This window comes from Bradyrhizobium sp. T-1 (assembly GCF_053592855.1).
This window is the reverse complement of record NZ_JBSGOX010000002.1, coordinates 40,089-57,436: the sequence shown is the minus strand read 5'-3', so window position 1 is coordinate 57,436 and position 17,348 is coordinate 40,089. Positions and strand designations below refer to the sequence as shown.

14 protein-coding genes and 8 pseudogenes are annotated in these 17,348 nt (G+C 57.4%); 6 read left to right on the top strand and 16 right to left on the bottom strand.

Annotated elements, in window-relative coordinates; translation table 11 throughout:
- Positions 1 to 43: 43 nt before the first annotated feature.
- Positions 44 to 736 (top strand): substrate-binding domain-containing protein, encoded by a 693-nt coding sequence (locus ACWAT4_RS39650; RefSeq protein WP_232995608.1) that lies wholly within the window; start codon positions 44 to 46, stop codon positions 734 to 736.
- A gap of 196 nt (positions 737 to 932) precedes the next feature.
- Here ACWAT4_RS39650 and ACWAT4_RS39645 read toward each other — a convergent pair whose 3' ends face one another.
- From ACWAT4_RS39645 to ACWAT4_RS39630, 4 genes and pseudogenes are all read right to left on the bottom strand, one after another.
- A complete protein-coding gene (locus ACWAT4_RS39645; protein WP_232995609.1) occupies positions 933 to 1,145 on the bottom strand; it encodes a hypothetical protein in 213 nt (70 codons plus the stop codon).
- Positions 1,146 to 1,277: 132 nt separating this feature from the next.
- Positions 1,278 to 1,787, bottom strand: coding sequence for a hypothetical protein (locus ACWAT4_RS39640; RefSeq protein ID WP_232995610.1), 510 nt, complete (start codon positions 1,785 to 1,787; stop codon positions 1,278 to 1,280).
- Positions 1,788 to 1,937: 150 nt separating this feature from the next.
- Positions 1,938 to 2,255, bottom strand: a complete 318-nt coding sequence (locus ACWAT4_RS39635; RefSeq protein ID WP_232995611.1) for an IS4/Tn5 family transposase DNA-binding protein — start codon at positions 2,253 to 2,255, stop codon at positions 1,938 to 1,940.
- Between the two features lie 624 nt (positions 2,256 to 2,879).
- Positions 2,880 to 3,171: pseudogene (locus ACWAT4_RS39630) on the bottom strand (transposase); the annotation flags it as partial.
- Positions 3,172 to 3,223: 52 nt separating this feature from the next.
- Here ACWAT4_RS39630 and ACWAT4_RS39625 point away from each other — a divergent pair.
- A pseudogene (locus ACWAT4_RS39625) lies at positions 3,224 to 3,325 on the top strand (transposase); the annotation flags it as partial.
- Positions 3,326 to 3,329: 4 nt separating this feature from the next.
- Here ACWAT4_RS39625 and ACWAT4_RS39620 read toward each other — a convergent pair.
- Both ACWAT4_RS39620 and ACWAT4_RS39615 read right to left on the bottom strand, forming a co-directional pair.
- Positions 3,330 to 4,040: a hypothetical protein gene (locus ACWAT4_RS39620; protein ID WP_128929777.1), complete on the bottom strand. Its 711-nt coding sequence runs from the start codon at positions 4,038 to 4,040 to the stop codon at positions 3,330 to 3,332.
- An 87-nt stretch (positions 4,041 to 4,127) separates the two neighbouring features.
- Positions 4,128 to 4,463: a DUF4365 domain-containing protein gene (locus tag ACWAT4_RS39615; RefSeq protein ID WP_128929778.1), complete on the bottom strand. Its 336-nt coding sequence runs from the start codon at positions 4,461 to 4,463 to the stop codon at positions 4,128 to 4,130.
- On the opposite strand from ACWAT4_RS39615, the pseudogene ACWAT4_RS39610 reads away from it, so the two are divergent.
- Positions 4,462 to 5,304: pseudogene (locus ACWAT4_RS39610) on the top strand (IS256 family transposase); the annotation flags it as partial. The gene ACWAT4_RS39615 and the pseudogene ACWAT4_RS39610 overlap by 2 nt on opposite strands.
- A 61-nt stretch (positions 5,305 to 5,365) precedes the next feature.
- On the opposite strand, the pseudogene ACWAT4_RS39605 reads toward ACWAT4_RS39610, so the two are convergent.
- Positions 5,366 to 6,592, bottom strand: a pseudogene (locus ACWAT4_RS39605) (IS110 family RNA-guided transposase).
- Positions 6,593 to 6,836: 244 nt separating this feature from the next.
- Between ACWAT4_RS39605 and ACWAT4_RS39600 the strand changes: the two are divergent.
- Positions 6,837 to 7,045: pseudogene (locus tag ACWAT4_RS39600) on the top strand (transposase); the annotation flags it as partial.
- On the opposite strand, the gene ACWAT4_RS39595 reads toward ACWAT4_RS39600, so the two are convergent.
- From ACWAT4_RS39595 to ACWAT4_RS39575, 5 genes are all read right to left on the bottom strand, one after another.
- Positions 7,009 to 7,236: a hypothetical protein gene (locus ACWAT4_RS39595; RefSeq protein WP_188637434.1), complete on the bottom strand. Its 228-nt coding sequence runs from the start codon at positions 7,234 to 7,236 to the stop codon at positions 7,009 to 7,011. The pseudogene ACWAT4_RS39600 and the gene ACWAT4_RS39595 sit on opposite strands and share 37 nt — an antisense overlap.
- 743 nt (positions 7,237 to 7,979) lie before the next feature.
- Positions 7,980 to 8,150, bottom strand: coding sequence for an IS4/Tn5 family transposase DNA-binding protein (locus tag ACWAT4_RS39590; RefSeq protein WP_232995656.1), 171 nt, complete (start codon positions 8,148 to 8,150; stop codon positions 7,980 to 7,982).
- A 308-nt stretch (positions 8,151 to 8,458) separates the two neighbouring features.
- Positions 8,459 to 9,364 (bottom strand): NAD(P)-dependent oxidoreductase, encoded by a 906-nt coding sequence (locus tag ACWAT4_RS39585; protein ID WP_128929779.1) that lies wholly within the window; start codon positions 9,362 to 9,364, stop codon positions 8,459 to 8,461.
- A gap of 3 nt (positions 9,365 to 9,367) precedes the next feature.
- Positions 9,368 to 10,048, bottom strand: coding sequence for an HAD family hydrolase (locus ACWAT4_RS39580; RefSeq protein WP_128929780.1), 681 nt, complete (start codon positions 10,046 to 10,048; stop codon positions 9,368 to 9,370).
- A gap of 9 nt (positions 10,049 to 10,057) precedes the next feature.
- Positions 10,058 to 11,647: an amidophosphoribosyltransferase gene (locus tag ACWAT4_RS39575; protein WP_232995614.1), complete on the bottom strand. Its 1,590-nt coding sequence runs from the start codon at positions 11,645 to 11,647 to the stop codon at positions 10,058 to 10,060.
- 835 nt (positions 11,648 to 12,482) lie between these two features.
- Here ACWAT4_RS39575 and ACWAT4_RS39570 point away from each other — a divergent pair.
- A pseudogene (locus tag ACWAT4_RS39570) lies at positions 12,483 to 13,399 on the top strand (IS3 family transposase); the annotation flags it as partial.
- A 51-nt stretch (positions 13,400 to 13,450) separates the two neighbouring features.
- Here ACWAT4_RS39570 and ACWAT4_RS39565 read toward each other — a convergent pair.
- The 4 genes and pseudogenes from ACWAT4_RS39565 to ACWAT4_RS39550 form a co-directional block, all read right to left on the bottom strand.
- A pseudogene (locus tag ACWAT4_RS39565) lies at positions 13,451 to 13,932 on the bottom strand (transposase); the annotation flags it as partial.
- Positions 13,923 to 14,252: a hypothetical protein gene (locus tag ACWAT4_RS39560; protein ID WP_128929781.1), complete on the bottom strand. Its 330-nt coding sequence runs from the start codon at positions 14,250 to 14,252 to the stop codon at positions 13,923 to 13,925. The pseudogene ACWAT4_RS39565 and the gene ACWAT4_RS39560, both read right to left, overlap by 10 nt.
- 917 nt (positions 14,253 to 15,169) lie before the next feature.
- The gene (locus tag ACWAT4_RS39555; RefSeq protein WP_308421722.1) at positions 15,170 to 15,850 is read right to left on the bottom strand and encodes a hypothetical protein; all 681 of its coding nucleotides are present in this window, start codon (positions 15,848 to 15,850) and stop codon (positions 15,170 to 15,172) included.
- Positions 15,847 to 16,404 (bottom strand): hypothetical protein, encoded by a 558-nt coding sequence (locus tag ACWAT4_RS39550; protein ID WP_128930177.1) that lies wholly within the window; start codon positions 16,402 to 16,404, stop codon positions 15,847 to 15,849. The genes ACWAT4_RS39555 and ACWAT4_RS39550 overlap by 4 nt, the downstream gene beginning before the upstream one ends.
- A gap of 166 nt (positions 16,405 to 16,570) precedes the next feature.
- Between ACWAT4_RS39550 and ACWAT4_RS39545 the strand changes: the two are divergent.
- A pseudogene (locus tag ACWAT4_RS39545) lies at positions 16,571 to 17,241 on the top strand (DUF6088 family protein).
- Positions 17,242 to 17,348: the final 107 nt, after the last annotated feature.

Genomic DNA, 17,348 nt, shown 5'->3' with positions numbered 1-17,348 from the left:
CCGAGCGTTTGAAAGCCAAATCGCGCAAACTACAAAATCCCTTGTGATCGAACGCGTCCTATTCGAGGAGCGGCATGCGGAAGCGGTCCCGGGTCTGATTCGCGCGGCCAAGGCAGACGCGGTGATAGTGTACGGACCCGAGACAGATCAAATGATAGATGCGATTGCCTCGGTGACCTCATCGGGGACCCCTGTCATTACTCTCGGATCAGACCTGCCGACGACACCACGGTTGGCCTACGTCGGGATTGACCACTACGGAGCCGGACGAGCTGCGGCATTCTTCATGTCCCGGATGGTCAATCGGGGAATCTACTTAGCGGTCTGCTCCGATCTGAAATACCGAGCGGAGGCCTCTAGGATTAGTGGATTTCGAGACGGTGTGAAGGCAGAACTTTCTTCTCCGATACACGTCGAGATAATGGAGAGCGATGAGTGCCCTAAAGGAATGTCCGAGGATGCTGTCAGCGGTATCTACGTCGCGGGATCAAAAAATGGGCTTGCCCACACAGTGGCACCGTGGTTGGCCAGAGCACCAATCGTGATCGCGCACGACCTTAGCGACGAGGTCAGACAGATGATGAAGACCGGCGTCGTTGCTCTGGCGATTGATCAGAACCCGGAAGAACAAGCATCGAGGTCGGTAGCTCTTCTCTTAGCCCGCTTCGGCCTAACGGCTCACGCGCCCGAGGCCGGGATAGTATCGTTTACCGTCCACACGAAATACAACATCTAAGACTGTGCAGTATCCAGAGTCCTGCGAGGGCCGCTCTTTTTCATCGCGACCGGCGCGTTCTGCGCGCTAGCGGCAATGCTGCGTTTGGCGCGGCTGACGAGCAGCCTGCCCTCGGCCGAAAGGCGCCCGAACTCGCCGTGGGCCAAGCTTGATGGTATCCGTCCGGTGATGCTTGCGATTACCCACATTTTTTGAGTCAGAGTTTCGCTCCCGTTGCGATATCGATGAATCGCGATAATCCGCGCCATATGATCAGATTCCCTGGTGGCGGATCGTTGGCGCGGGCGAGATAGCCGCCGAGCCTGGCGATCTTGATAAGATAATGCGACAATGTCTTTCGTTGTGTGTCGACTGGATTCTTGTCTTCGACGAGCCGATCAAGCAATTGGCTTTCAGCCTTGGTCAGCACAAATCCGGTGAGGCATTTGGCGCTGAACGATTAAGCATCGTCATCCAAAAAATGCGCCAGCTCACAATGCAGAATACCGAGATCAGATTCGTCAATCGCTGAGCAGTCCGCAGTTGCGAGTCCTCCTCTGCCCTACAGCCGGATTTGAGTATCTTGTGGAAGACCTCGATCTTCCATCGCAGGGAATACCATTCGAGTTTCTCGATCGCAGCCCTGCGCCGATTGCACTGGAAGATCGGTCAGGAGTTTCCATTCAATCTTCTTTCTGTTCTTTGGCGCTCCTCTTTCATCAGCGTGGATCACTGTCATAGTCAAAGTTGGATACCGCGACTGCTTGCCGATCGGTAGCAAAGTACCGATTTTACGATACCGGATTTCAAGAACAGACTGGTCTGGATTGCCCTTGCTATCCTGGACTTCGATCCGGTGGAGGCCTTTGACCACGACCTCGTCCATTATCGTTGCAACGGTATGATCGCCATCGCCTGCCAGGCGATTGACAAAGGTCCTTACCAAGAAATGCGTTCCAACCTCTTGGGCGGCGCACAACAAGTCATAAATATCGGCCTCACGATCACCGATATGGATGCACTGCGTGGCTTCTCGAAAAGCTCCGTGGATTGTTTGAGGTTCTCCAGCCACCGAATGCTCTCCTTGGTTTCAATGGGGATCCGTGTCAGGTTGACCTCGCGCCTGAGCGCGGCGCCCCCTCTGAACTTCTTTCGGTCCAGAACTTCACGGCGCTGAGCCCCAGTGGAAGCCCCTCGAGGGTCACCGCAAAGCTCGAATGCATCAATATTCCGCATGTCGTGTACGTTTGGGTTTTCCGTCCAATCTTCGGGAGTTGCTTTTGGGGATGCGCTTAATCATCCCGATCAGATCCGGGCGCTCTCTTTGATAGGTGAACTCGGTCGTATCATGCGGGACAAGAACAGGACCTTTCGCAGCCGCGATACGTTCCCGCGTCGATTTAAAGAGACCAGACAGAATGTCGGCCTCGCTTACTCGTTCATTGGAAAAGAAACGATAGGCCGCCTTGGTATTCGCCCAGTCTTGGCAAACCATCGGAATGCTCTGGCCGATGTCTCCACCGATCTGCTTCAGTAGCATGTAAATCTCTCGCCAAGTCCAGCGTCCTGGAATTCGCAAAGCGCTGCTTCACGATCAAACCAGGTCATCGCGTCGGACGCCTCCCGATGCAAGGCTCAGCCTCACAATCTCGCGCACCTGGCGCATGATAACCCTCCTCGTCGGCATCCAATCCTCCCAGCTGCTTCCAGCCGGAGAATTGGCCCAACGATCGGGCCTCACACCATCCGAATCTGCGCGCGATCAAATCCGAATGCTGCGCGGAAAATGCTCGGAATGCTGGGCGCGATCATTTCGGAACCCTGCGCGCCATCAAGTCGGTACGGTGCGCACCATCATCTCGGAATCCGCACGCATTGTCTGGGTGGTCTTGAGCTCTCTACGAACGCAGAGATCCTGCTTTCACCTGACGCTGGCTTCGATTGCATGGCTCGGGAACAGTGATGACGAAACAGTGGATCAACATGCCGTAAGGCCTGTGCAAAAAACGGGCTTCGTGCCCGAACCATTTATTGGGAACGGCGTGCGCAGATCTCATCATGGCCTGGCTGCAACAGCAGTCCACTCACGAGAGGCCGGATACATTTATGCAACTGGAAGTGTCATTTTCGTTGTTACGAACCCTTACACGGACGGGGTGAACCATACATTTTTTGACAAAAGCTCGCGCAGTGCCGCCGCATCGAGCATCTGCTCGGCCAGCAGCTTCTTCAGCTTCGCGTTCTCTTCCTCGAGCGCTTCAGCCGCTTGGCTTCGGAGACTTCCATGCCGCCGAACTTGGCCTTCCAATTGTAGATCGTCGCCTCGGAGACCCGTGTTTGCGAGCCAGGCCTGCTGTCGTCGCTCCAGCCTCATGCTCCTTCAACACTGCGATAACCTGCTCTTCCGTGAACCTTGCCCGTCCATCTTCTGATCTGAGGCCGGCAAACTGGACCATTTTTGGCTAGAGTTTTTCGCACCGGTTCCCTGGCTGGGAGGAGCGAAGGACGATGAAGGCTTCGAAGTTTTCGGACGCCCAGAAGGCGCTCATCCTGAAGCAGGGCAGTGACGGGGTTGCGGTGGCGGAGATCTGCCGCAAGGCCGGGACCAGCTAACTTATTCTGGTAGGGGCAGTTGCCAGTCCGTCCGCTCATTGATGTATTGCTTGTAGGCGGGGTGATCGAACAGGTGCAACACAAAGATCTGGTCATGCCACTGCGTTGGTGCGCCAAACTTCCAAGACAGACCGTTTATCTTTGCGATTTTCCGCGCTGCGTGAGCATCGTTAAATTCCCGGATTGCCAGAAGTTCCCCAACCCATTCGCAGTGTACTTCATCAAGATCACCGACGATATCGTCAAAGTAGCAGAAGGTCCGTGGTAGAAAATGAGATGCAGCAGAGTTGAAAAGGTTTAGTGCCGGCTTAGTACTTGTATAGAGGTCGAGGTCGAAAGACACAAAGCCGATAACAGGTGGCGAATAGCGTTCGATAAACGCCAGAACCGTCTCGCCGACGTTGCCGATTATCAGGGTGGCGCGCTTTAATTGACGCTCCAATTTAGCCCTATCCATTTTGAAAAAACCGGCGCGCCAGAGGTATGGCAGATCTCGGTAATCGTCAGAGGGTGGCAAGCCAGTTTCCAGATCGAAGCCGTAGAGTCGGAAGCGAACTCCCGTTTCAGCCTGAAGACTCTCAGCGACTTGTTCCATCTCCAGCAGTCCCATACCGCCAGCGACGCCAAACTCGATAGCGGCGATTTCGGGAATTTGGAGTGCCTTTGCTTGCCTCGCGGCTTGCCTCATTCCGAAAAGATAATTCGGGCGCATGCGTAGTCCTCGCTTTTAGTGTGGCGGCTTAATCCTGCCACCAAGCATAGGTCCTATTGTACTCAGATCGCCCCATTGGGACACCCCTTAGCGTTGGTAGGTTCGCCTTCTCGAAGACGACCTGCGGGACTTACGGCGCTCCGGATCCGCAAACCACTCCTTCAGCGATTTGCAGTAGGCCTTCCGCGTCTTCAGAGCCACGACGATCAGCAGGACGGGAGCCGTGCCTTTGGTCCAGTATTCGATGTCAGCGTCGGCGCACGCGAATTCGAACGTTTCCTCGGTCTCCACCTGCAGTCGTTCGCGCTCAGTGGCCTTGCCCTGGACCCGCAGGAGCAGGTTGCGTACAGAATCTTTCGCTCTTTCAGCACTGACGGCTTCTTCTAGAATGAAGGAGCTTTGGATGAACGATGGGAATGCCATGGGTCAGGTGATCCAGATAGATGAAGCCCGGATTCGCGATCACCTGGGCGAGATGGTCCGCGGAACGGTAGAAGAGACGCTGAATGCCATGCTGGAGGCCGAAGCGGACCTGCTGTGCGGTGTCGGACGCTATGAGCGGAGCCAGGCCCAGCAGGACACGCGGGCGGGCAGCTACGAACGAACGCTGCAAACCAAGGCGGGCGACGTCAATTTGAAGGCCAGAAGCTACGGCGGCAAACCTTCGAGACGGCGACTATCGAGCGCTACCAGAGGCGGGAGAGCTCGGTTGAGGAGGCGCTGATCGAGATGTATCTGGCCGGGATTTCAGTTCGCCGGGTCGAAGACATCACGGAGGCGCTGTGGGGCACCCGGGTCAGCCCGAGCACAGTGTCGAACCTGAACAAGAAGATCTATGCCAAGATCGAGGCATGGCGGAATCGCAGGATCGAGGACGAGCATCCGTATCTCTATCTCGATGGCATTGTGATGAAGCGCAGCTGGGCCGGTGAAGTTCGCAACGTGTCGCTGCTGATGGCCTCGGCCGTCAATGCCGAGGGATTCCGGGGGATCCTCGGCATCTGTGAAGGTGCCACGGAGGCAAGTCCGGCTGGTCATCGTTTTTGCGGCATCTCGTCGATCGTGGTCTCAAGGGCGTGCAGTTGGTGGTTTCCGATGCCTGCCGAGGTCTTGCCGAAAGCGTTACGGATTACTACGGGGGGTACGCTATCAGCGCCGCATGGTGCATTTTTATCGCAATGTCTTCAGCCTCGTGCCGTCGACCCGGGTCCGCGAGGTGAGCCACATGCTCAAGGCCATTCATACCCAAGAGAGCCGCGCCGCGGTTGGCGCGGGCGACCTCGTGGCGAAGAGCGGCGTGTCGGCTGGAAGCGCGGCCAGGCAGCCTATTCAAGCCTTATCGGGTTGAGGCGTCCGCGCGCCGCGCCCTCGGCGGACATACTTTCCAGTACGTTACAAATCGTACGTAACTCTTCTCGGCGAGTTCGGCGACCTGACGTTCCTGGTCGCGCAGAGACTTGACGTTATAGGCGTAAGTGGTCCCCCCGGCGATTGCCTTTCTTCTGCGGCCGCCCCGCCTGAGCCTCCATCCATGGCGCGCATCTTGCTCGCCACCGGAGCCGGCCGCGCCCAAAGATAGTCTTCCTGCTTGGTCAGCAGATGCCTGCATAGGACAGTGAGCTTACGGGCAAGCGCGACCGCCGCGATCTGATGCCCCCGCTTCGCCCTGATGCGAACGAACAAGGCCTCTTTGCAGCACCCCATTCCGCCTCGACCAGCATCGCCCGCGCGTGGCTGCGACCAACCTTGCTGATGCGCCCATGATGGGCAGCGCCGAGGCCCGACTGGCGTACCCGTGGATTCAGGCCGAAGTAGCTCACCAGCTTCTGTGGGCTCTTGACTCGCGTGACGTCGCCGACCGCCGCGATGATGCCGACGGCCACCGTTAGGTTGACGCTCGTGATCGTCATCAGCCTTCGCACGGGACTGTCGCCCATGACACTCAGTGCGATCTCGCGGTCCAACTCCGCCTGGTCTTCGGCGAGCCGATCGAGTTCACGGATATTCCGCTCAAGTGCCGGCTGCTCATCTGCCGGCACGACCTGCCGTGCAAGCCACACTCGGCCGCGCTGGTTGAGCAGGTCAGAGTGAAGGCACTTCGGAACAAGATGCGACGCAAGGATCGCATGCACCTCATTCTTTACGCGTGTTCGACGACGTACAATCTGGTAACGCCGCGCCACCAGCCGGCGCAATCGCTCGGTAACCGCGTCCGGCGTCCACACTTCGGGCAAGTAGCCCGCGACGTAAAGGTTCGCGAGAGTGCCTGCATCAACCTTGTCGGTCTTCACATGCGCATGGGCGATCGCCTTCACCTGCAGCGGGTTGGCGATCACCTCCCGGGCGACGAAAGGCGACAGTACGCGCGACGCTGCCATGCTATTGCCAGTCGCTTCCAGAACGACCTCGTCCGTCGGCTTAGGCGTCCTCCCGAAGCCTTCAAGTGCCACGCGGGTCATGTCGACCCGGCCTGCGTGCCGCAGCACGCCTCCTTCCCAAATCGCCACCTCCCAGAAGGTGCGGTGGATATCCATTCCGATTACGCGTCGCATGTCCGTCTTTCCTACCCGCCACGTTGATAACGAGAGCGGCGGGCGACACGACAACTACGGATTCGCGCTCTCGGCGCAACCGGGCGAGTCGTAAGAGGCGGCCACCTAACAAAACGAGCTCGCAGCTCATCGTACGAACCGGCCGCCCGCACCTTCGTGCTCCCGGAGCCTCTATCCCGGATACTCGCAGCATATGCCACCAGTTCGAAAAGCCAGTAGCGGAAACAGTGACCGCGCCATCCTCATACCGGTTAACAATCCGCTCGAGCGCATCATGAAGGAGATCCGGCGACGAACCCGTGTCATCGGCGCCTTTCCTGACGGTCAATCCTGTCTCAACTTGGCAGTGGCACGGCTGCGGCACATTGCCGGAACGCGTGGTCGACCAAATGCTACATGAATATGCGACCGCTCTATCAGCAGCAACTCTCTGAGACCGGAGTCGTCGCCTGATCAATGTGCGAAAGATACTGGACACTACCAGTTGCGACCTCGCCCGTTTCGGCGTCACGCAACTCGATGAAGCCGTCGATCTCCGCTTCGACGCCGCCGGTCGGATAGAACATGAACTCCAAGAGAACGATTCCCTCGATGAGGGACATTCCCTGCTGTCCGATGACATCGCTTTTCACGACCTTCTTCATGGCCGTATGTTGGGCGCGGGATCCGACTCCTGTCCATTGCTCGACGCCGGTCGTGCACTCCTTCGTCGGTTATCGGCGATCGACAATCCGCTTCGACCGCGGGCGCGCTCCGATGGTATGATGCCATCGGAAAGAGTCGGGAAATCGCTGGTGATGTACGTCTACTGCAATGGAACCGCCCGTATCAGACATCGACGTTTTGGCGAGATACACGAAATCGATTCGGACCTGCTGGACTGGAACGCCGTTTGCAGCGACGAGCGACAGATGGGACCGGAGCTCCACCATGAAGCCGTTATTAAGCATCCGGAATTGGGAAGACTTTCCCTAGGGTCTGGGAGTATCCGGAGGGCGTCGAGAACCATCAGGAAACCAACACCGGCTCCCACCACGTGGTCGAAGATTTCGACTACGGACTCGAGCACGACCGTCCCGAGTACGACGACGAGTGGCTGGAGCTCCCTCCGCCCGACAATCCGTTCGCACAATTCCAAACGTCGTACCGGGAAAGCACCGATCTTCTCGCGCGAAGCGGCTCAGATGCCGGCAATCGCCTGGTCAACAAAAGCGGCGGCCTTGCCGCACTTAGGTCGCCTCGTGGAATGAAGCTGCCAATCAGATGTACTCGCGCCGGTCGCCAATACGGTGAAACGCGGACGTGGCGCGGATGCATCATGTCTCGACACGATGCAACTCATGCCAAAGGCCGGCACTGTGACAGGATGTCGGCCTCGCTTACTCGTTCATTGGAGAAAGAAACGATAGGCCGCCTTGGTATTAGCCCAGTCTTGGCACACCATCGGAATGCTCTGTCCGATGTCTCCGCCGATCTGCTTCAGCAGCATGCGAATTCTCTCGCCAAGCCGAGTGTCATGGAATTCGCAAAGCGCTGCTTCACGGTCAAACCAGGTCACCGCGTCAGACGTCAACCGATCCGCCTTCTCATCCCGCGCGCGTGAAGTCAGTCCATAGAGCACCTCTTCTCGAATCAGGTACCCGTCAAAGAATCACAAGCGTTTCTGGCGACTCAAGTTTTTCGGCACAGTACACCTCAAAAAATGTGGGTAATCGTAGGGTTGCCCGGATGCGTACACTGCATCGATGAAAATGCGCAGACCGATAGAGGGCCGCGGCCCCGCCAGCTACACCTCTCCATAACGACGATCTGCACTCGCTCCGCGGTTAGAGCCCGCTCTCGATTGCTATGAATAGGCCGAGGAGCTCATGGGCGAGACAGATGAGGTAGTGTGAGTTCGCCTTTGCCCGCAACAACTGAGACATTTAATTTGTGTGCGGCGGCAGCCAAGACCGGCACCGGAACTGCGCTCTCGCCTGCCAGGCGCACAGCGCACTCAATATCCTTTGCGGAATTCGCGATTGAGATTGCCAGAACATCGGGTTTCTCGCCTAACAAAAAGGACACGAAGGCTTGAAATATTCCGCTATTGGTGGAGCCCCGACTAACCAGAGAGCGGAGTGTTACGAGATCGACGTCAAGGCCGCACGCAAACTGGCAAACCTCCGCGGCTACCGCCGCTATCCCCATAGTCATGCTGTTGTAAACAAGCTTGAGCTTGTGACCTTGTCCGACATCTCCGACATGAAGAACGGTCTCACAAAACGCACCAAGAATGCCCTCAGCGACAGGAAAAAGCTTTTCATTCGATCCAACGATCGCGTTGAGAAGGCCTAGCTCTGCTTGTTCGGGGCTCCGCGTTACTGGAGCGTCCATAAAGCTTAGGCCGCATTTTTGCGCCTGCTCAGCCAGTGCGACCGTTGAAGCAGGATAAGACGTCGAGCAGTCAATTATCAACCCTCCTCGGGGCATATGGACGAACAGCCCATCTTGCCCAAGGCATACTGCCTCAACCTCGCGGCTGGAAGGCAAGGATAACACGACGGCGTTTACATGCCGCGCCAACTCGGCGATCGAAGGATGTTCATGGGCACCTGCACCAGTCAAGCGATCCGCACCGAAGCGAGTTTTGTTCGCTTTGATATGCAGCTCGATTTGGTGACGCAATAGGCTGATACCGATACCGGTTCCCATGCGTCCAGCTCCGATAAGGCCTATTCTCTGCTTCGCCGTTTTAGGAGCGACGTTGGGTGATGATTCCTCGCCAATCATGATTTATGCATTCCGAAAAAACCCGTGCCTTTGTAAGATTGGTAACAGCTCATGATGGTTGTTAATCGTGTAGTCAGGACGCGCCGCGCGCAAGCGCGACTCCGAAACAAATCCACCGGTAATGGATATGCTTACGAGTCCGAGATTGCGCGCGATATCCGTTTCGACCGGCATATCGCCGATGATGAAGGTTGACGCCGGCTTCAGGTTGTTTTTCTGCATGTATAGACGAAGCCGCTCTCCCTTGCTCATCGATTTATATTGGGTAGTGCGGTTTTCAAAGGCGAGCACATCGTTGATGTAGTCGTCGATCCCAAGTCTTCTCAATTGGGAGCGCAGAGGATCGACTATATGGTTGCTCACGATGATGGACGAAGCTGCTTCTTGGTGCGCTAACTCCAACACCCTGCGCGCGCCCTCGCGCAGATCGGCTTTACCCGCAAGAGGTTCGTACGTGTCGTGAAAGATTGCACTGCCATCGCGATCCACCGTCGCAACCTCGTCTTGCGACATTCCGAGACTGCGATAAAGAAGAGATAGCGGAACATCGCAATGTTCCCGGAAGGTGCTCATGTCGATTGTTGCATGACCAAAGCGATCTAGTATGGCATTTGTCGTTTGGAGCAGTGCGTACGTATCATCGAGCAGCGTTCCATTCCAATCAAAGACGAGAACCGGTTTCATGATTTGACCTCAAGCAAGGATCGATTCCGAATAGGGAAGATCGGCCGCTAATTCGCGCAAGTTCCTATTCGCGCGCTTCTGCCCCGCAGGGGTTGGCATCTCGAATGTAAACGGTGACAAATCGACGCCGTCTTGCCTGCAGGGCAACAACGATACTAGAAGTGGAAACGGCAGATACGTTATCGTGGCCGCGTTGATGGATGCCGCGATATTGCTTTCGATGATTTTGAGATCTTGCGGCTCCATCTTGTGAAAGCGAAGGATTTGCGTGCGCTGTTCAGGCGGCAATTGTTTCCATATCTGCCAGAATGCCAACTCATCTAGTGTGTCGATACCCATGCCGTAGTAGTTAGGAGCCACTATGGGCGGCGAACCGATCGCCCAATGTACGGCTTTGGCCCCAGCGGCAAGCAGCATATTCGTGACAGCCTGACTGGTATCGCCACGAATGAGGGCCTCGTCGACAATTATTATCGCGGCTTCAGCAAGGCTCGTTTCCGATACGCGGTACTTTTGAGCAATGAGACATTTTCGCTCGCTGGGTGTACCGATTAGAGTTCGCTGAAAAAATTGCGTTGAGACTACTTCCCGACGCTGGGCGAACACGCCGTATTCGACGAGAGATGCAAACAGACCATCAGCGTACGGCCCGCCAGTATGCGGCATGGAGGAAACGATTGTGAGTGTGGAGCCTAGTTCTCCTTGCAGTCGCTGCGCAACAAGGCCACCAAGGGCGGCTCCGATGTTGTAACGGGTTTCGAAATGTGATTGGCCTTCGACCGATGTGTTCGGATTTCCTAAGTAAAGAGCTTCGTAGGCGCAGAGTTTGGCTTTGTATTGCCCGTTGCTCACGGAACGATCAACGCAGTACCCCATTTTCCCGTCTACATACCTGATGTGCCCTGGTAAGATTTGCTGTGTCTTACCCTCCAGATCGGCAAAGGCACAATTTTCCGAAGCAACCAGCAAGAACCCGTCATCTGTTTGCATAGTTTCCAATGGACGCAAACCACATCGATTACGGTATGCAACCAGATTTCCTTCTCCGTCCAGGAGAATCGCGCTAATAGCGCCATCAATTCGGTCATCAATGTCGCGAAAGATGTTTTCGTAATTGACGGGCAGACCGTGCCGCCAATAGTCTCTTTCACAAGAGCCTTCAATCCACTTGAGCAAGAGCTCAGCATCTGTGTTGCTGCCCAACCTATAGCCCTGGGCAAGCAATTCTCCCCTGAGTTCACGGCCATTGACCAAGGCTCCATCTAGAGAAATTGCCAAACTGCGGCTGGTGCCCGCATTGTTGTGAATTGGCTGAAGGTCCCCGCCATCGCTGATTCCGCGGCATCGGCTACGGATATGGGCGATTGCAACATGGGGCCTAAAATTCGGATCCTGTTCATCGTGCTCAATGCGCACTGAGTCGCATGAGGACTGAAGCGCTCTCGCATATCGAACACCTTCCTTGTGCATGAAAGCTGCAATGCCGACCCCCGCCTGACCGCGAAATGCAAGTTTCGGAACCATGTGCTTGAGCCGATCATAAACCGTCGCCCGTGACTTGCTTGAAGAGCATAGAAACGCAGCAGCAACACCGGACATGCTATTAGCTCCTCGTGCTAAAGAACCGATCTCCTAGGTCCATCGCAGGCGAAGGTATTTAATCGCCAGGGGGCGTAGACGTGGTTCCGCCTCTCTTTAAGCAAGCGCCATACCAGCCCTTAGATCACTCGGCTCGCGCCCCCAGAGCCGACGGAATTCGAAAAGAGTTGGCCATTTGGTTTGCCAGCGATGATTTCGCGTCGTCCGACTCCCGACACGTTGTCTGAAGCGCGACGCGTTGGTACGAAAAGAGCCAAGCTCTGACTGTTGGTTCTCGGTGTCCTATGGTCCCACGGACCCGCTCGAGCTTGCCTGCGACGCAGTCCCCTCACATGCGCGAGCATGACGATTTCGAGCCGCACCAGGCCTTCTGATCCGGCGACCGAGTCGTAATCGAGCACCTGCTTCAGGCCTACCGCCTTTTCAAACACCGCAGGATCGGAATCAGAGGCTCCAGACAGATGGCGAGCAGGTCTTGGACGCGGTCGCCGACATCTTCAGTTTCCGACTGGGATGCGAGTGAAGAGCCGCATTGAAGCCGACGCTGACGATCTCCTCTCGATGATCAACGTCCTTCGCCGCGCCGAACGGTTGTGCGCGAGCGCGACGACAACGAGCAGGCTTAGAAGCGCTCGCAACGGGGCAACACGGTAGCGACGTTAAGATCGCTCAATTTCGAGCGCTTCATGACCGAAGGCAGGGCGCCAACACTTAACCCTTTCGGTGAAACCATCGTGCGTGTCGGTTCAACGACATGATCTGAGGCCGGCAAGCTGGACCACTTTGGCTAGAGTTTTCGCTGCCGAATCCCCTCGGCTGGGAGGAGCGAAGGACGATGAAGGCCTCGAAGTTCTCGGACGCCCGGAAGGCGTTCATCCTGAAGCAGGGCAACGATGGCGTCCCGGCTGCGAAGATCTTCCGCAAGGTCGGGATCAGCCAAGCGACCTACTTCAACTGGAAGAAGAAGTGTGACGGACTGCTGCCGACGGAGATGCCGCGCTTGAAGCAGCTCGAGGCCCAGAACGGCAAGCTGAAGAAACTGGTCGCGGGCCTGTCGCTCGACAAGGAGATGCCGCAGGACGTGATCCGCCGAAGGCTATGAGGCCTTGCCGGAAGCGCAAGCTGGTTGACGAAGTCCGCAACGAATGGCAGGTCTCGATCCGCAGGGCCTGTGCGGCGTTTTAGTTTGACAGGTCGACCCACCACTACAAGTCCCGTCGCTCCGGCCAAGCTGCCCTCGAGCAGAAGATCAAGGAGACCTGTCATGCCCGCATTCGCTACGGTTATCGCCGCGTTCACGTGCTGCTGCGTCGTGAAGGATGGGCGCCGTGCCAGAACAAGACCCGGCGCGTCTATCGCGAGTTGGGCCTGCAATTGCGCAACAAAAAGGCCCAAGCGCCGCGTCAAAGTCAAGCTGCGCGATGATCGCAAGCCGGCGACGCGATCCACGAGACCTGGGCGATGGACTTCGTCCATGACCAGTTGGCAACAGGACACAAGCTTAGCGTGCTGACAATCGTCGATATCTTCTCACGGTTCTCACCGGCGCTGGCGCCACGGTTCACCTTCCGCGGCGCCGACGTCGTGGCGGTGCTGGAAAGGGCCTGCAAAGAAGCGGGCTTCCCGGCCACGATCCGCGTCGATCAAGGCAGCGAGTTCGTGTCGCGCGATCTTGACCTGTGGGCCTACCAGCGCGGCGTCATGCTGGACTTCTCGCAGCCCGGCAAGCCGACCGACACGGATGTTGTAGACAAGCCCTATGTTGCAGAAGCCTTGCTGTGTCGGGATCGCGGCTTTGGCCGCCAATCTCGTATACTCCTTCTCGGCGCATTCCACGCCTGCTCGTTCCTCAGCCCTCTTCGCGGGGATGTTGTATCATAGGCCGATCCACGCTTGGCATGGCTGGTGGGTAGTCCAGCGCGCAGTTCGATGCTCCGGAACTTGTGCGCCAGCAGGGCCGGCCTCGTCCAGATTTAGTCAGTGCTCTTGGTCAGCATATGCCAGATGATCATCGCCAGCTTCCGCGCCGTCGCGACTGCCGCGATGTGCTTGCCGCGTCGTGCAGCGACACGTTGAAGGAATGCACGCAGCGGTCCCGCCGAACGGGCTACAGCCCATGCTGCTTCGACGAGCATTCCGCGAGCTTGGCCGCAGCCCTGCTTGGTGATCCTGCCATGGTAGGGGCCCTCGCCAGACTGCCTGACGCTCGGGTTCAGCCCCAGGTAGCTCACCAGCCTGGTCGGATCGGCAAAGCGCCGAATGTCGCCGACGGCACCTATCGAACCGCGGCGCTCGCAATGCGCGCGGCATCCAACACTTGGCGGCCGATTTCGGTCACTGATGAGCTCATCTGCTCAGTGGCGCAGGCAACCGACTCTAGGTTAGCCGAAGCCTTCTCGGAAGCGACAAAGACTACGGTATTGCCGGCCAACTCGGCACTGGCGATCGCAACCGGCGTACGAAGACCCACCATCTCATTGACGGTGGTTGAGACTCCGCTAACTGCGAAAACCGCATATCCGAATGAGAGCGCTATGATCGCACATTCCGCTGCAAAACCCGCAATCAGCTGACCACGAACGCGAAGCATCAACTTGGCAAACATCCAGAACACTCCACGGTCTTCAATTGCCCGCGGGCACCGTAAGAGAAGAAATTTAGAATCTCGTTAGCCAAAAACTCGTCCATGCCAGGTCAATTCCACACAAAATCTGTCACGTCTCAACGCCACGAAATTTGTCTCGATCGAGAGGGGCAAAATTTGCGACAATTTTGCGCTTGCAGACCATGTAGATTCTGCGAGGAGGCTCGCTCCGTGAGACCTTGGACAACCCGCCTCTTCCGAGTCGTGTGATCTGAAGTACGCTGCGGTCGTCTCTCTCCGGCGTTCTCCGGAACGCGACCATGGATGAAAGCGCTCTGCTGGCGATGATCCAGCTCGGCCCAGAACCCGTCAGTCGCCACGAGCACTGGCGTGTCGTCCAGCGCAATTGAACAGAAAGCTGGCTCGACGAATTCTCGCGAGCGGAAGCTTCGCGTGAGGCGATGACGACCGCTATCGTTCGCAAGGTCGCCGATCGTCATCTGCGACACCGAGTTGGCAAGCGTGTGCGGCTGGGTTAGCCAGGACATCGGACCCGCCGGCGCCTGACGGCCAACCAGGCAATCGCCTGCGTGCAGAACGAGAGCTGTTTGAGCAGCGCCGACATGCATCAGAAGGTAACTCGCCGAATCCCTCCGAAACTGTTTCGACAGTTTAGCATGCGTCGCGCGAAGTTGAGCTGTGAGAACCCCCGCGGTGATGTTTTCGTCGGTCGACACGTACCAATCGACCATCCGACGCGCAATCTCGTGGGCAAAGGCTCCGCTCTCTGCTCCAGAGGTCGAACCGTCGAGCACTATGGCGAGGGCCGACGTCTGGCGTATGCCGATCCCGGCGCAATCCCGGTTGTCGGTCGTCCTCGTTCCCTGCTGGCTGTGCCATTGGATTGCAAACGCCATATCAGCCGTTGCCCAACTGGCTCAATGCAACGAATCGGTCGCGAACAATGTCAGCACGCCCCACCGGGCCGCGAATATTTCCTTCGAGGAAATGATCGAAGTCGCGATCTGCGAGCAGCGCTCCGAATTGCTCGGCAATGTATGAGCTAATGTCTGCATCGGAGGCGGCAACTTCGTCAAGCAGTTCCTCCCGCCCGTCGACGAGCAGGAGAATGTCCTCGGCGTCGCGGCTGCCGATAAGGTCCCACTACCTCTTCCGCGATAAGCCTCCAGCTTCGTTGCGATGAACAAGGGCGGCGTGAGGCGACGAATCGTAATGGCATCATCCAGGGGCGTCTCAACAGCTGTTTCGATGCCCTTTGCGTACCAACGATTGCTGAAACCGAGGATCTTCTCGTCGTCGGGCATGAAATCGACCTTGAGTTCATTAAGCTTCATCCGACAGATGACATTGTCCTCGGGTGTCTCGGAAAAACCCTGCGTTCGCAACTGATCCACCAGCTTTGCCCACTCCGGGAAGCCGACGAGATCCACGATCAGGTCGACATCATCTGTCGATCTGACTCCTTCGAGGGTGACCGGATCCGTTATGTAGAGAGCGGTTGTGCAGCCTCCGACGAAGACCAATCGCGCACGCAGCTCATCGCCGAGTGCGCCGGCGACTGTCTTCAGCATTTCCTTGAGATGCCCCTGGATGGTCACCCTAGTCTCTCCTTGAGCAAGTTGGCCGCGAGACTCGCTTCGCGCTGATTGCCGAGCCGTATTGCGTCGACGAGAGCCAGATAGGCATAGAGGCGATCATCCCTCTCGGCGGCTTTCGGCACAGTCTTGAACAGCGGCGCGACGGACTGCCCCATCTCGCGGCCGCGCGCATAAGGCCAAACATGAATCAGGCTACCCGCGCTGTAGAGTAAGTCCTTCAGGACCGGGGCGGCGAATGCCGTTGGCATGCCGCGCTGCATGGGACCCGGGCTTGCCGGAAAAACGAACTTCAGGCCGTATGTGATGAAGTCGCGCAGGTTCCTGCGATTGGGATCGGGACGGCTCGTCATCGGGCGCTTAATTGCCATACCCGATGCAAGGCTGCGCTTGATCGAGGCGGCGACTTCGGTTTTGCTGATTCCGAGGGACGTCTCGAGTCCCCGCACCGAGTATGGGTCTTCGCCATCTTGGCCAAAGGGGCCTACCCCGCCGGCGTGCTCATGATCCTGCAAGCACACGAGCTTCAGCAGGACGACAATATCCTGACTTTTCATGGGTTCCGCGCGCATGTCCTCTGTCCTAGGACTGAGGACAGTATGCGTGCAGACGGGTGTCCGTCAACTGGTCCGAGGTCTTAGGTCCTTTGACCGCTCAAAACGGGCGAGTTCCAGTCAAAGATTCCATCGCAGCTGAGTTGCTTCCGACCGAAATTTACATCATATTTCGGACACGCTCAAGGAGCCGACCCCGGACCTCCGATCGCGGCTCATTGCCCGCATCGACGCGGCACCCACAGAGGTATGGACAATTTCGCCGACTTCGGAAGCCGTGCGACCGTCGACAAGGCGTTGCAGCGCCTGGTCGTGGCTGGCGAACTACGCCGCTTCGATCGTGGCCTCTACGACCGGCCGCGAAAGAGCAATTTCACGGGCAAGCTGGGAATCCCCGACTATCGCGCCGTCATCAAGGCCGTGGCGCGCCGCGACCAAGCCCGCGTCGTGGTTGACGGGATGACTACCGCGAATGATCTCGGCTTCACCAGGGCCGTCCCATCGCGCATCGAGGTCCTGATCGACGCCCGCCTGAAGCCGATCATCCTTGGAAAGCAGGTCATCCATTTCAAGTCGGCAGCGCCCAGCCGTCTCTATTGGGCCGGACGTCCAGGCATGCGCGTCGTGCAGGCGCTCTATTGGATGCAGGACATGATGACAAGTAGGTATGATCGACAGCCAATAGTGAACCTCCTGAACAGACTGTTTGCAAATCCGCAGCATGGAAGGGTGATTCGCGACGATCTTCGCGCAGGTCTGTCAGCTATGCCGATCTGGATGCAGGATTTCCTTAGGCCCTTGCTCGAGCGTGACGACGCCATACCGGAGGATGGCTCGTGAGCAGCGCAGCTTGCAAGGAGGTCATCCGGCGAGAAGTTCGATCTTTTCTTAACGACAGCGAACCGGCCTCGTGCGCCGATCGACGCGCTCGCGCGTGACTATGCGAA

What these genes read in the sequence shown, in the direction of transcription:
- ACWAT4_RS39580 (WP_128929780.1), bottom strand. Translation starts at nt 10,048, where the DNA reads ATGAAACCGGTTCTCGTCTTTGATTGGAATGGAACGCTGCTCGATGAT.
- ACWAT4_RS39615 (WP_128929778.1), bottom strand. Translation starts at nt 4,463, where the DNA reads ATGGCATTCCCATCGTTCATCCAAAGCTCCTTCATTCTAGAAGAAGCC.
- ACWAT4_RS39595 (WP_188637434.1), bottom strand. Translation starts at nt 7,236, where the DNA reads ATGAAGAAGGTCGTGAAAAGCGATGTCATCGGACAGCAGGGAATGTCC.
- ACWAT4_RS39620 (WP_128929777.1), bottom strand. Translation starts at nt 4,040, where the DNA reads ATGCGCCCGAATTATCTTTTCGGAATGAGGCAAGCCGCGAGGCAAGCA.
- ACWAT4_RS39635 (WP_232995611.1), bottom strand. Translation starts at nt 2,255, where the DNA reads ATGCTACTGAAGCAGATCGGTGGAGACATCGGCCAGAGCATTCCGATG.
- ACWAT4_RS39560 (WP_128929781.1), bottom strand. Translation starts at nt 14,252, where the DNA reads ATGTTTGCCAAGTTGATGCTTCGCGTTCGTGGTCAGCTGATTGCGGGT.
- ACWAT4_RS39550 (WP_128930177.1), bottom strand. Translation starts at nt 16,404, where the DNA reads ATGAAAAGTCAGGATATTGTCGTCCTGCTGAAGCTCGTGTGCTTGCAG.
- ACWAT4_RS39575 (WP_232995614.1), bottom strand. Translation starts at nt 11,647, where the DNA reads ATGTCCGGTGTTGCTGCTGCGTTTCTATGCTCTTCAAGCAAGTCACGG.
- ACWAT4_RS39585 (WP_128929779.1), bottom strand. Translation starts at nt 9,364, where the DNA reads ATGATTGGCGAGGAATCATCACCCAACGTCGCTCCTAAAACGGCGAAG.